This window comes from Suttonella indologenes (assembly GCF_900460215.1).
Classification (GTDB): domain Bacteria; phylum Pseudomonadota; class Gammaproteobacteria; order Cardiobacteriales; family Cardiobacteriaceae; genus Suttonella; species Suttonella indologenes.
This window is the reverse complement of the sequence record NZ_UHIA01000004.1, coordinates 568,903-582,645: the sequence shown is the minus strand read 5'-3', so window position 1 is coordinate 582,645 and position 13,743 is coordinate 568,903. Positions and strand designations below refer to the sequence as shown.

The following is a 13,743-nucleotide window of genomic DNA, read 5'->3' as shown; positions in this document are numbered from 1 at the left end:
GATGCTCGTCAGTCTGCTTCAAACGATTATTAGCCTGGTGATTGCGGCATTTATTATCCGTTATCACTGCGAAATCCATCACATCATCCATTTCAACCCGCTGGCACGCCGCTTAAAAGACATCACCGAACCGGTGGTGCTGCCTGTGCGCGACATCGTGAAAAAAACCCTGTTAAAAACCCAATTCCGTCCTAAAAACGATCCTTCTCCGCTGATTGTGGCATGGCTCCTAAGCCTGATAACGGGGCTTGCTTTCACGCGTGCCAACCTTTCGGCGGGCTTTAGCATCGGCACCTTTTGGTTTTTCTGCGGCACATGGATCAGCGTGATGATTTATTCGCTATTTTTGAGCGTCATCGCCTCATGGCTGCAAACGCCTCGCCAACAGCCGGTGTTGCAGATTGCTGAAACCTGTCACGAATTTTTCATGCGTCCGCTGCGCAAACTCATCCCGCCTTTATTAAACATCATCGACATTACGCCTATCATTGCTTTCATTGTGCTTTATATGATTAAAAATCAATTCTTAGCGGCATTAGCCTTCGGTGCTTCCTAATGAAATATCCGATTGAATACGCCGTGATAGTGGTCGGCGGCGGACATGCGGGCGTAGAAGCCGCCTGCGCAGCAGCCCGCATGGGACAAAAAACTCTATTACTCACGCACAATATTGAAACCATTGGACAAATGAGCTGCAATCCCGCCATCGGCGGCATCGGCAAAGGGCATCTGGTCAAAGAAATCGACGCACTGGGCGGCATTATGGCGCGTGCGGCGGATCTCGCCGGCATCCAATGGCGGATTCTCAACAGTCGTAAAGGTCCGGCAGTACGCGCCACCCGCGCCCAAGCCGACCGCATCTTATACAAAGCCGCCGTGCGCCACTTCGTTGAAACGCAGGAAAATCTTGATATTTTTCAAACCCCTGCCACCAGTTTAATCCTTGAACAAGACCGCGTTATCGGCGTCAGCACCCAGCATAAAATCGATTTTTACGCCCAAACCGTCATTTTAACCGCCGGTACCTTCCTTGCCGGCAAAATCCATGTCGGACTCAATCATTTTGCCGGCGGTCGCGCCGGTGATCCGCCGGCATTAGAACTTGCCGCCGCCATGCGTGATTTACCTTTTGATACCCGACGCATGAAAACCGGCACGCCGCCGCGCATCGATGCGCGTAGCGTAGATTTTTCAGTCATGACCGAACAACGCGGTGATGATCCCCTGCCCGTCTTTTCCTATCTCGGCAGACGCGAACAACACCCGCGCCAAGTCTCCTGCTATATCACGCACACCAATGAAGGCACTCACGACATCATCCGCCGCTATATCGACCAAGCACCGATGTATGCCGGCGTGATTGTCGATGCCTTCGGGCCGCGCTACTGTCCTTCCATTGAAGACAAAGTGATGCGCTTTGTCGACAAAGACAGCCATCAAGTCTTTATTGAACCGGAAAGCCTGAGCACGAACGAACTCTACCCTAACGGCGTCTCCACCAGTCTGCCCTTTGAAGCGCAAATCCAATACATCCAATCCATTCGCGGCATGGAGCGAGCTGTTATCACGCGTCCCGGCTATGCGATTGAATACGACTTTTTCAATCCGCAGGGGCTGCATCACAGCTTGGAAACCAAAGCCATTGCCAACCTCTTTTTCGCCGGACAAATCAACGGTACCACCGGCTATGAAGAAGCCGCCGCACAAGGCATTTTGGCAGGCATCAATGCCGCCTTGCGCGCCCAAGACAAAGACAGCTGGCATCCCGAACGCGAGCAAGCCTATATCGGCGTCTTGGTGGACGATTTAATTACCCAAGGCACGCGCGAACCCTACCGCATGTTTACCAGTCGCGCCGAACACCGTCTTTTGCTGCGCGAAGACAATGCCGATCAACGCCTAACCGCCATCGGCTTTGAACTGGGCTGCGTGGATGAGGCGCGGATGCGTGTCTTCGAGCACAAAATGCAAGCCATCGAGCGCGAGCAAAGCCGTCTTGAAAACATCATGATCCGACCGCAGCAATACCCCGATTTACCGCAAAATACCCGCGCCGCCGAATTGCTGAAACGTCCTGAGATGGATTACCGCCGCCTGATGCACATTGCCGGCGAAGACGAAAACACTTGGGCAGATGACGACATCATCGAACAAATCGACATTCGCGCCAAATACGCAGGCTATATCAGCCGCCAATACGCTGAAGTCGAAAAACTACAAAAAAGCCGCGAGCAAGCATTGCCCCAGTCCTTCGATTACAGCCAAGTGCGCGGACTCTCCGCCGAAGTCGCGGAAAAACTGCAACGCGTCCAACCTGCCGACATCGCGCAGGCAGGACGCATCCCCGGCATTACCCCCGCCGCACTCTCCCTACTCCTGATTTATCTGAAAAAATATCCTCAAGGAAAAACCCAATAATGTCTCTTTTAGATAGTTTTCTCTCCAAAGCCCCCAAACTTGAATGGCAACGCCTGAAAAACAATGACAAAAACCTGCCGCCGCTTTATCGCAGCGCCGTCTTCGGCGGCTGGCTGATCAGCAACGGCTACGAAGGCGGACTGACCTTCATTCCCGACCCCAAACACCAATGGGACGGACACTCCTATCCGATTATCGACTAAGGCATTGCCATGACGCACCGCATCCACAACTTCTGCGCAGGCCCTTGCACCCTACCGCTCTCCGTCCTAGAAACCGCGCAAGCCGAAATACTGGATTTTCAAGGCAGCGGTATGTCGGTGATGGAAATCAGCCACCGCAGCAAACGCTTCGAGCCGCTTCATGAAGAAACGCTCACCCTTGCCGCGCAACTGCTCGACATGCCCGAAGACTTCTTCTGCCTGCTCCTGCCCGGCGGCGCACATCAGCAATTCTGCATGATACCGCTGAACTTGCTTGCCGATGGCGGACGCGCCGCCTATATCGACAGCGGCGTATGGGCAAAAAAAGCGGCGGAAGAAGCCGCGCGCATTGCCGAAACAGACATCATTTGGAGCGGTAAAGATCAGCAATACCGCCATCTGCCCGATACCATTGAACTGCAAGGCGATTACCGCTACCTCTATCTATGCAGCAATGAAACCGTCAACGGCATCCAATTCCGCGAATTTCCGCAAGCTGCGGCACCGCTGGTCATTGATGTCTCTTCCGATTTCTACACCCGTCCGATTCCTTGGCAGGACTGCGATATCGTCTATGGCGGCGTACAAAAAAATCTCGCCCCCTCGGGCTTGGCATTAGTCTTTGTGCGCAAAAGCCTCCTGCAAGAACATCCGCAGATAAACAAATTCTTCAGCTACAAAGCGCATGCGGACAATAATTCCCTATACAACACCCCGCCCACATGGCAAATTTACATCTTAAATCTGGTCTTGAAATGGATGCAGGCACAGGGCGGCGTCGCACATTTTGCCGCCCAAGCCGCCGCCAAATCGAGCAAACTCTATGCCGCGATTGATCAAAGCGATTTCTACCACAACGACATCGCCGCCCAATACCGCTCGCAAACCAATATCGTCTTCCGTACCCCAAACGAAGCGCTCGACACCCTGTTCTGGAAAAATGCCGAAGCGGCGGGACTCAGCGGCTTAAAAGGACACCGCATTGTCGGCGGACTGCGCGCCAGCCTCTATAACGCCCTCGACATGCGCAGCGTCGATGCCCTGATCGACTATATGCAAGACTTCGCACAGCAACAGACCTAGGACATCATGATGGCTCTTTATTCCGCCCTGCGCCCCCTGCTCTTTCGGCTCGACCCCGAACAAGCGCATGAAATGACGCTCGCCCTATTAAGCCGTTTCCCCTGTCTGATTGCGCGCCAAGAAGTGCGCCAGCCTATCAAACTGATGGGATTGAAATTTCCCAACCGCTTGGGCTTGGCGGCAGGGCTGGATAAAAACGGAATTGCGATTGCCGCCTTTGACCGCATGGGCTTCGGCTTTATCGAAGTCGGCACCGTTACGCCGCGTCCGCAAAAAGGCAATGAAAAGCCGCGCCTTTTCCGCCTGCCCGAACATCAAGCCATTATCAACCGCATGGGCTTTAACAATGCCGGCGTTACCGCCCTAGTCGAAAAAGTCGCGGCGGTCAAAGCAAACAGCCGCGCCCTCATCGGCATCAATCTCGGCAAAAATAAAGACACGCCGAATGAAAACGCCCTTGACGACTACCGCATCGGCATGGAAGCCGCCTATGCACAAGCCGATTATCTGTGCATCAACATCTCCAGCCCCAATACCGCCGGGCTGCGCGATTTACAGCACGGCGAAGCGCTCAAGCAGCTATTAAACGGCATCAAAGAAGCGCAAAGCCGATGCCAAACGCAGCATCAGCGCTATGTGCCGATTGTAGTTAAAATCGCCCCTGATAATGACGACGCCGCGCTGCAGAGCATCTGCCGCAGCATCGCCGATGCCGGCATTGACGGCATCATCGCCAGCAATACCACCATCGACAAAAGCGCCGTACAAACACACCGCCACGGCAATCAACAGGGCGGACTCTCCGGCGCGCCGCTGACCCGCCGCAGCACCCAAATGCTGCAACTCATTCGTGCCGAACTGCCGCACATTCCCCTCATTGCCGCCGGCGGCGTGATGAGCGGCGCAGACTTTGCCGCCAAACTCGCCGCAGGCGCCGACCTCGTGCAGATTTACACCGGACTGATTTACCGCGGCCCAAGCCTGATTCGCGAATGTTTACAGCAAACCGCCCCATGAAAAAAAGCACCCTCATTTATCCCAGCCTACAAGCGCTGCTGAAAAAGCCCATACATTTCCTTGCCTTCGGACTCGGCAGCGGATTGATCCGCCCCGCTCCCGGCACATGGGGCAGCCTGCTCGGCGTCTTATTACTCCTGCCTTTTTTATCGCAAGTCTTTGATAAAACTCTATTCAACCTGCTTTTTATCGCCGCCACCTTCGCCCTCGGCTGCCACTTCTGCGGCAAAACCTCGAAAGACCTCGGCGTGCATGATCACAGCGGCATCGTCTGGGACGAATTTGTCGGACAATGGGCGGTCATGCTCTTTGCGCCGCCCTTTCTCTACGCCCATTTCGGTTTTATCGCCGTCAGCATCGCCAGCCTGCTTGCCTTTCGCCTCTTCGACATCTGGAAACCGCAGCCCATCGGCTGGCTCGATCGCAACACCGCAGGCGGCTTCGGCATCATGATTGACGACCTTCTCGCCGCCCTATATGCCCTGCTGCTGCTCTGGAGCAGCTACTTTTTTTACGCCTAATCTTTAAGGACAAGCCATGACCCTAGCCCTTGACACCCTCACCGCCGTTTCGCCGCTCGACGGACGCTATGCCGACAAAACCGCCGCCCTGCGCGACATCTTCAGCGAATACGGACTGATTAAATACCGCTACCGCGTCGAACTGCGCTGGCTACAAACCCTTGCCAACGAACAAGGCATCGGCGAACTGCAAAGCCTCAGCGCCGACGAACAAAACTTTATCGACCGCCTTTATGCAGACTTCTCGCCGGCGACCGCACAAGCGATTAAAGTCATCGAAAAAACCACCAATCACGACGTCAAAGCGGTGGAATACCAACTGAAAAAAGACCTTGCCGCCCATCCCGAACTGGCGGAGAAAATCGAATTCGTCCACTTCGCCTGCACCTCGGAAGACATCAACAATCTCTCCTACGCCCTCATGCTCAAAGACGGCCGCGACTGGCTCGGCGACCGCCTAAACAACATCGCCGAAAAACTGGCGCAACTCGCCCATGCCGAAGCCGCCACCGCCATACTCTCGCGCACCCACGGACAAGCCGCCTCGCCGACCACCTTAGGCAAAGAAATCGCCAACGTTCATTACCGCCTGAGCCGCCAAATCCGCCAACTCGAGACGCAGGAAATGCTCGGCAAAATCAACGGCGCAGTCGGCAACTTCAACGCCCACCACATCAGCTATCCGAACATCGACTGGCCGCAACTGGCGCAGCGCTTCGTTGAAAACACCCTCGGACTGAGCTACAACCCCCTGACCACGCAAATCGAACCGCATGACTACATCGCCGAACTCATGCACAACCTCCTGCGCGCCAACACCATCCTGCTCGATTTATGCCGCGACATCTGGACCTACATCAGCCAGCACTACTTCAAACAAAAAATGATTGCCGGCGAAGTCGGTTCCTCCACCATGCCGCACAAAATCAATCCCATCGACTTTGAAAACGCCGAAGGCAATTTCGGACTGGCCAATGCCTTGGCGGAACACCTCGCCGCCAAACTGCCCGTTTCGCGTCTGCAACGCGATTTAAGCGACTCCACCGTCCTGCGCAGCCTAGGCAGCGTCTTCGCCTATACCGCCATCGCCCTCGCCTCGCTAGAAAAAGGACTGAGCAAACTGGAAGTCAATCGCGAACGCATCGCCGCCGACCTTGCCGCCAATCCGGAAGTCTTGGGTGAAGCCATTCAAACCGTCATGCGTCGCTACGGCATCGAAGAACCCTATGAAAAACTCAAAGCCCTGACGCGCGGACAAGACATTACCCCCGAAACCCTTGCCGTTTTCGTGCAAAACCTTGAACTGCCGGAAGCGGTAAAAGCCGAACTCAGCCGCTTAAGCCCCGCCGACTATATCGGCATCGCACCCCAATTAGCCCGCAGCGCCAAGGAAACGCTATGAACGATTTACAATTCAGCCCGCAAATCCAGCCGGAACACCTCGCCGATCTTGCCGAACAAGGCATACAGCAGATCATCTGCCACCGCCCCGACGGAGAAGAAATCGGACAACCGAGCTTTGCCGACATCGCCGAAGCCGCCGCAGACTGCGGCATCGACTGCCACCATTTGCCGGTGCGCGGCGGCGAATTTCCCGAAGACATGATTGCCGCCACCAAAAAGCTGCTCGAAAACGGCAAAAACACCTTTATGTACTGCCGCAGCGGCACACGCAGCTGCATCATCTGGGCGGCAATCGCGGCGGAAAACGGCGATAATATTGACGACATCATCAACCAAGCCGCCGAACTCGGTTACGGCATCGGGCAATTGCGCGATTATCTCGCCGCAAGGCAAAAAACTGCCTAAACAACAGCGCCGCAAATAGCGGCGCTTAGATAATGAAAAGCCGATATAGGATATTCAATCTATATGTTTCAACACACAGAGCGACACATAAAGCGTCGCTCTATGTATTGCCCTGAATTGGAAGAGGTTACACCTCTCCCACAAGATTATCCTTCCTAAAGAGAGGGGTTTCAACCAGTAAGGAAATTTTGATGAAATCATCATAATTGCATATCGTCGAAGAATTGAAAAAATATTACGGTGTTGGCGCGCCTTGCCGTGCGCTCTTGTACTGTTTGCGGCTCGCCGTCTTGTACTACTTTTTCACTTCTCCGACAATAGCATCCGCCAATTTTAGAAATGCAATAACATCCCCTGAAAAAATAAAAAAATTTTTTAGCAAATCGCTTTCAAAACTCAGCGAAATCTACTACCATCAGTCTATTGCAGCCATCTGAAAAATCAAGAAAGGGGGAGAGATGACTACAAGCGTCGAACAGCTTCAACAAGCACAAGCTCTTGGTATTGCGCCGTCATTTTCAGCATTTACCGGAGAGCGGCAAACCGTCGATACTGAGGTGCTTGAACAATTCATCACCCTGCTGTCTTTACCTCCTGCCCAAGCAGAAGATTTTTGCGATGTATTCGTGATTCCGGCAGAGCAAAGCTATTGCCTCAAGCAAACCGCGCTGAATGCAAATTTAATTGACGAAGCCGGCAATCGGCAATCGTTATCCCTTAACGAAGACGGTATTTCCCTTCCGCCGCTGGCAATCGGCTATTACGAATTGCAAACCGACAGCGGTAAATTCTTTATTATCAGCGCACCATCGCATTGCTATGAAGCACCGGCACTTTCTCAAGATAATAAGCTCACAGGGCTGAATGTGCAGCTATACAGCCTGCGTTCTGAAAACAATTGGGGCATCGGCGATTTCGGCGATATTCAAGCCCTCGCCAAACATTTTTCCGGCAAAGGCATAGATTTTATCGGGCTGAATCCCCTGCACGCGCTTTTCAGCAGCCATCCCGAATGGGCAAGCCCTTATAGCCCCACTTCCAAAAGCCGCTTGAATGCGATTTATCTTGACGTCAATGCGGTGCCTGAATTTCAAGCTTGCCCGAATGCGCGGCAGTGGTGGAAAAGCACGGACACGCAGGCGCGATTAAATGCTTTGCGCGCAGCCGAATATGTGGATTACGTCGGCGTCTTTGCTTTAAAGCAGCAAGCTCTTGAGCTGGCTTTTGCTTATTTTCAAAACTGCCAAGATGCTCAAACGCAGGCGCGGCGCGAAGCTTTTGCCGCTTTTGTACAAGAAGGCGGCAAAGATTTGTACGGTCATGCCGTGTTTGAGGTCTTAGACCGGCATTTCCAGTCGCATAGCGCGCAGACGCAGCAAGCGCCGCAGCGTGAAGAGGATATGGGTTGGCTGGCTTGGGCGGATGATTATCAGCATATAGATAGCCCTGCGGTGCAAGCCTTTATCGGCGAACATCAGGCGGAAATCGATTATTGCCTGTGGCTGCAATGGCTGACTGAAGAACAATTGGCGCAAACGCAGATCCTTTGCCAAGCAGCGGGTATGTCTATCGGACTGTACGGCGATTTAGCGGTAGGCGTGGCGCGCGGCGGTTCGGACACATGGACGCAAAGAGAAGCTTTTTGCTTGAACGCCAGCGTAGGCGCGCCGCCCGATCCGCTGGGTCCGCAGGGACAAAATTGGCAATTGCCGCCTTTGCATCCGCAATTATTGCGCCGCCATGCTTACGGCATTTTTATCGACATGCTGCGTGCCAATATGCGCTATTACGGCATGTTGCGCATCGATCATGTGATGGCTTTCGAGCGCCTGTGGTGGATTTTGCAAGATCAAGGCGCCGATAAGGGCGCTTATGTGCATTATCCCTTAGAAGAAATGATGGCGATTTTGGCGGTGGAAAGTCAGCGCGCGCAATGCGTGGTCGTCGGCGAAGATTTGGGTATTGTCAGCAACGAAATGCGCGCCGCTTTGCGCCGATACGGCGTCTATTCCTTTGCCGTGCTGTATTTTATGAAATCAGACGGAGAATACATTGCACCCGCCGATTGGACGCCAAAAGCGATTGCGGTCGTCAGTACGCACGATTTGGCTCCGCTCGCCGCTTATTGGCAGGGCGAAGATATTGATTTACTGCGCGATTTATCCGTACTCAAGACCGAAGAGCAATATCTCTCGCTGGTACGCGAACGCACGCAGGATAAACGCAGCCTCAGCCAGCAATTAGGTTACGGCAAAGTGCAGGAATACAGCGCCGATTTGGTCAAGCAGCTGCATGTCCATACCGCTGCGGCGGCAGCACAACTCTTCGCTTTTCAATTAGAAAACCTTCTGCCTTGTCATGCACCTTTCAATGTGCCGGGCATTAGCCGAGACTATCCGAATTGGCGCGTCAAACTACCTTTTACTTTGGAGGATTTGCTCGCAAATTCAGCATTTAGCACGCAAATTACCGCCATTGTCGAAGCACGCCGTCACGACGCAACAGCCGCTCAAGCGCTCAATCCGCGTCTATCCGCCGACAGTCAAGAACAGCAAATCATCGATGCCCTGTGCGAAGCGCGCCTTGCCGATCCTTTTGCCTATTTGGGCGCGCATGCGCACTCGCAAGGCATCATCGTGCGGACTTATCAGCCTGAAGCCGGCAAAGTCGAGCTGTGCATCGGCGAAGAAAGCTATTTGATGCAATGTATCGATAAGCGCGGCGTGTTCGTCCGCTATCTTGCCGACTATGCGCCTTTTACCCATTATCAACTGCGCGTCCATCACGACAAGCGCCACCGCCTGATTGAAGATCCCTACCGTTTCGGCGCCGCTTTGGGCGAATTAGACAATTGGCTTTTGGCGCAAGGACGGCATCTGCGACCTTATGAGCAATTGGGCGCGCATCTGTGCTGTCTTGACGGTGTAGAAGGAACGCGTTTCGGCATATGGGCGCCCAATGCCCTGCGCGTATCCGTGATTGGCGATTTTAACCAATGGGACGGCCGCCGCCATCCTATGCGCTTACATCCCGGCAGCGGTGTATGGGAATTGTTTATTCCACATATCGGACGCGGCGAGCTCTATAAATTCGAGATATTAGATGTCCATCATCATTGCCATATCAAAGCCGATCCCTATGCTTTTGCCGCAGAATTGCGCCCCGCCACCGCTTCCAAAATCAGCGGACTGCCCGAAAAAATTGCGCCTAATCCGCAGCAACAAGCCCGCCTGCAAAGCAATCGGCCGATTAGTATTTACGAAGTCCATCTCGGTTCTTGGCGGCGCAATACCGAGAATAATTTCTGGCTGAATTACCGGCAAATTGCCGATGAACTGATTCCTTATGTCAAATCAATGGGCTTTACCCATATTGAATTGATGCCCATAGCGGAATTTCCCTTCGACGGCTCTTGGGGCTACCAAGCCACCGGACTTTACGCGCCCACCAGCCGCTTCGGCGATCCTGAAGGTCTGCGTTTCTTGATTGAGCGTGCTCATGAGGCGGGAATCGGCGTCTTACTCGATTGGGTTGTGGGACATTTCCCCGATGATGCCCACGGCTTGGCGCATTTTGACGGCACCGCCCTATACGAACATGCCGATCCGCGCGAAGGCTATCATCAAGATTGGAATACCCTGATTTTCAATTACGGCCGCCATGAAGTGCGCAATTTCCTTTCCGGCAATGCCCTGTATTGGATCGAGCGCTTCGGCATTGACGGTTTGCGCGTTGATGCCGTGGCGTCGATGATTTACCGAGATTACTCGCGCGCCGAAGGGCAATGGATTCCCAACCGCTACGGCGGACGTGAAAATTTAGAAGCCATCGACTTTTTAAGAGAAACCAATCAAATGCTGCGCGCGCAAACAGGCGCCAGCAGCATTGCCGAAGAATCCACTTCCTTTATGGGCGTGACTCATCAAGACGGGCTTGCTTTTGATTATAAATGGAATATGGGCTGGATGAATGACACTCTGCGCTATATGCAGCAAGACCCCATCCACCGCAAACATCACCATCAGCTCATAACCTTCGGCATGATGTACCAATACAGCGAGCAATTCATGCTGCCGCTCTCGCATGATGAAGTCGTGCACGGCAAAGGTTCTTTACTGGACAAAATGCCGGGCGACTGCTGGCAGAAATTCGCCAATCTGCGCGCCTATTACGGCTATATGTGGGGCTATCCCGGCAAAAAACTGCTCTTTATGGGTAATGAATTCGCCCAAGGACGGGAATGGAATTATCAGGAAAGTTTGGATTGGTATTTGCTCGACGAAGCCCACGGCGGCTGGCATAGCGGTATGCAGGCATGGGTGCGCGATTTAAATCATTTCTATCAAGCTCAAGCCGCCTTATTCGAGCAAGACTATCAGCCGCAAGGCTTTGAATGGCGCGTCGTCGATGATGCCGAGCAATCCGTCTTCGCCTTTGAACGCATTGCCGCTAATGGCGCGCGCATTTTAGTAGTAAGCAATTTTACGCCCGTACCGCGTCATGATTACCGCATCGGCGTGCCGCTGTCAGGCTATTACCGCGAAACCCTGAATTCCGATGCCGCCTGCTATCAGGGCAGCGGCATGGGCAATCAGGGCGGCGTTGCCAGCGAAGTCATTGCCGCGCATCAGCAGCCGCATTCTATCAAGCTTACCTTGCCGCCGCTGTCCACCTTATTTTTTGCCTTGGAAGCATAATGAAATATTTTGCCGGACAGCCGCAACCCTTAGGCAGCCGCATTTGCCGCCACGACGGTCTGGAAGGCGTTAATTTCGCCGTCTTCAGCCAACATGCGCGGCGTATGGAACTATGCCTTTTCACCGCCGCAGGGGAAAAACGCTATTCCATGCAGCGCAGCGGCAATATCTGGCATTGCTTTATCAGCGATATTGGCGCCGGTATGCACTACGGCTACCGCGCCAACGGCGTCAGCAATCCGCGACAAGGACATTATTTCAATCCGCATAAGCTCCTGCTTGACCCTTATGCCAAGCAAATCAGCTATGCACCCGATTTTTCCAGCGCCGATAAACTGGCAATTTTTCGGATAGACACATGGCATGACAGCGCCGCAGTCGCGCCCAAAGCGATTGTGAGTGCTGAAAGCGCTTTTGACTGGCAGGGCATTTCCCGCCCCGCCATTCCTTGGGCAGAAACCATTATTTATGAGGCGCATGTAAAAGGGCTGACGCAGCAGCATCCCGATATTCCCCGCGATATTGCCGGCACTTACGCCGCCCTCGCCCACCCTGCCCTGATTGCGCATTTGCAGCGTCTGGGCATCAGCACATTAGAGCTGCTGCCGATCAGTTTTGCCGCCGACGAACCGCATCTGCAAGCCATCGGATTGCGCAATTACTGGGGCTATAACGTCTTAGGGCATCAGACCCTCAATCCGCGCTATGCCGCCACCGAGCACCCGATAGAAGAATTGCAAACTGCGATTCGCAGCTTGCATGCCGCCAATATCGAAGTTATTTTAGACGTCGTCTTCAATCACAGCGCCGAAGGCGATCAGCGCGGCGCAACCCTGTCATGGCGCGGATTGGACAATGCTAATTACTACTGGCTGACGCCCGCCGGCGAATACGAAAACTGGTCCGGCTGCGGCAACAGTTTCAATGCCAACCAAGGCGATTGCTTGACATGGATTATCGACAGCCTACGCTATTGGGCGGATACCTTCCAAATCGACGGCTTCCGCTTCGATTTGGGCAGTATATTAGGGCGCAATCCCGCCTTTAGTCCGCAGGCAGCCTTTTTTGCCGCCATTGCCTCCGACCCTGTGCTTTCCCAACTCAAAATGATTGCCGAACCTTGGGACATCGGCTTAGGCGGCTATTGTTTGGGGCAATTCCCGCCGCCCTTTGCCGAATGGAACGGCAGCTACCGCGACACCATGCGCGGCTTTTTCCTGCGCCATTCCGGCTATCTTGCCGAATTTGCCGAACATTTCGCCGGCAGCCAAGCCAAATTCGGACATAATCAACGCCCCTTAAGCGCCAGTATCAATTTCATCACCGCCCACGACGGCTTTACCTTACGCGATTTGCTCAGCTATGAACAGCGGCATAATTATGCTAACGGCGAAGACAATCGCGACGGCCATCAGCACAATCTCAGCTGCCACCACGGAATCGAAGGCGAAACGAAAGACCGCGACATACTTGCCGCCCGCGCCAAAAGTAGCCGCAATCTGCTGGCAACTTTACTCCTTTCCGGCGGCACGCCCATGCTCTTGGCAGGTGACGAATTCGGCAATTCGCAGCAAGGCAATAACAATGCCTATTGCCAGGACAATCCCATCGCTTGGCTGGATTGGGCGAGAGCCGATCAATCTCTTATCGACAGCACCGCCGCCCTCATCGCCCTGCGCAAAGAAATTCCGCTCCTGCGCCACGGCGAAGACTGGAGCAGCGCCAATATCCAATGGCTGAACAGCGCGGGCGTGCCCATGCAACATCAAGATTGGTATGACAATGACAATCCCGCTCTTGCCATTCTCATGCACCGCCGTTGGCTCGTGTTAATCAATCCGCAGCCGCAAGCGCAGCGCTTTGTACTGCCGCAAGGACAATGGCAGCTGGTTTTTGCCGGCAGCGATATCAGCGATTTTACTTACACACAATCCGTCGAACTCACGCCAATGGAGGTACGCGTGCTCAGGCAATAGTTTTTTCATTTTTTTAGAG

The 13,743-nt window shown here is 53.8% G+C and carries 10 protein-coding genes; all 10 read left to right on the top strand.

Annotated features, from left to right (window positions below; translation table 11 throughout):
* Position 1 precedes the first annotated feature (1 nt).
* The 10 genes from DYC63_RS06910 (at position 2) to glgX (ending at position 13,724) form a co-directional block, all read left to right on the top strand.
* Positions 2 to 556, top strand: a complete 555-nt coding sequence (locus DYC63_RS06910; protein WP_115218552.1) for a YggT family protein — start codon at positions 2 to 4, stop codon at positions 554 to 556.
* Positions 556 to 2,418, top strand: a complete 1,863-nt coding sequence (gene mnmG, locus DYC63_RS06905) for a tRNA uridine-5-carboxymethylaminomethyl(34) synthesis enzyme MnmG (protein ID WP_115218551.1) — start codon at positions 556 to 558, stop codon at positions 2,416 to 2,418. The genes DYC63_RS06910 and mnmG overlap by 1 nt, the downstream gene beginning before the upstream one ends.
* A complete protein-coding gene (locus DYC63_RS06900; RefSeq protein ID WP_115218550.1) occupies positions 2,418 to 2,621 on the top strand; it encodes a hypothetical protein in 204 nt (67 codons plus the stop codon). Before mnmG ends, DYC63_RS06900 begins: the two co-directional genes overlap by 1 nt.
* Before the next feature lie 9 nt (positions 2,622 to 2,630).
* Complete coding sequence (serC, locus tag DYC63_RS06895) at positions 2,631 to 3,704, top strand: 3-phosphoserine/phosphohydroxythreonine transaminase (RefSeq protein WP_115218549.1); 1,074 nt, start codon at positions 2,631 to 2,633, stop codon at positions 3,702 to 3,704.
* 9 nt (positions 3,705 to 3,713) lie between these two features.
* Positions 3,714 to 4,721, top strand: a complete 1,008-nt coding sequence (locus DYC63_RS06890; RefSeq protein ID WP_115218548.1) for a quinone-dependent dihydroorotate dehydrogenase — start codon at positions 3,714 to 3,716, stop codon at positions 4,719 to 4,721.
* Positions 4,718 to 5,242 (top strand): phosphatidylglycerophosphatase A family protein, encoded by a 525-nt coding sequence (locus tag DYC63_RS06885; RefSeq protein ID WP_115218547.1) that lies wholly within the window; start codon positions 4,718 to 4,720, stop codon positions 5,240 to 5,242. Before DYC63_RS06890 ends, DYC63_RS06885 begins: the two co-directional genes overlap by 4 nt.
* A 16-nt stretch (positions 5,243 to 5,258) precedes the next feature.
* Positions 5,259 to 6,644, top strand: a complete 1,386-nt coding sequence (purB, locus tag DYC63_RS06880) for an adenylosuccinate lyase (RefSeq protein WP_115218546.1) — start codon at positions 5,259 to 5,261, stop codon at positions 6,642 to 6,644.
* Entirely contained in the window at positions 6,641 to 7,051 is a 411-nt protein-coding gene (locus DYC63_RS06875) for a protein tyrosine phosphatase family protein (RefSeq protein WP_115218545.1), read from the top strand. The genes purB and DYC63_RS06875 overlap by 4 nt, the downstream gene beginning before the upstream one ends.
* A gap of 458 nt (positions 7,052 to 7,509) precedes the next feature.
* Positions 7,510 to 11,748: a 1,4-alpha-glucan branching protein GlgB gene (glgB, locus tag DYC63_RS13535; protein WP_115218544.1), complete on the top strand. Its 4,239-nt coding sequence runs from the start codon at positions 7,510 to 7,512 to the stop codon at positions 11,746 to 11,748.
* Positions 11,748 to 13,724 (top strand): glycogen debranching protein GlgX, encoded by a 1,977-nt coding sequence (glgX, locus tag DYC63_RS06865; protein WP_115218543.1) that lies wholly within the window; start codon positions 11,748 to 11,750, stop codon positions 13,722 to 13,724. Before glgB ends, glgX begins: the two co-directional genes overlap by 1 nt.
* Positions 13,725 to 13,743 lie beyond the last annotated feature (19 nt).

Bases quoted from the DNA above. Each gene is read 5' to 3' on its own strand.
- mnmG (WP_115218551.1), top strand. From the start codon at position 556: ATGAAATATCCGATTGAATACGCCGTGATAGTGGTCGGCGGCGGACAT.
- DYC63_RS06885 (WP_115218547.1), top strand. From the start codon at position 4,718: ATGAAAAAAAGCACCCTCATTTATCCCAGCCTACAAGCGCTGCTGAAA.
- DYC63_RS06875 (WP_115218545.1), top strand. From the start codon at position 6,641: ATGAACGATTTACAATTCAGCCCGCAAATCCAGCCGGAACACCTCGCC.
- glgB (WP_115218544.1), top strand. From the start codon at position 7,510: ATGACTACAAGCGTCGAACAGCTTCAACAAGCACAAGCTCTTGGTATT.
- DYC63_RS06890 (WP_115218548.1), top strand. From the start codon at position 3,714: ATGGCTCTTTATTCCGCCCTGCGCCCCCTGCTCTTTCGGCTCGACCCC.
- serC (WP_115218549.1), top strand. From the start codon at position 2,631: ATGACGCACCGCATCCACAACTTCTGCGCAGGCCCTTGCACCCTACCG.
- DYC63_RS06900 (WP_115218550.1), top strand. From the start codon at position 2,418: ATGTCTCTTTTAGATAGTTTTCTCTCCAAAGCCCCCAAACTTGAATGG.
- glgX (WP_115218543.1), top strand. From the start codon at position 11,748: ATGAAATATTTTGCCGGACAGCCGCAACCCTTAGGCAGCCGCATTTGC.
- DYC63_RS06910 (WP_115218552.1), top strand. From the start codon at position 2: ATGCTCGTCAGTCTGCTTCAAACGATTATTAGCCTGGTGATTGCGGCA.
- purB (WP_115218546.1), top strand. From the start codon at position 5,259: ATGACCCTAGCCCTTGACACCCTCACCGCCGTTTCGCCGCTCGACGGA.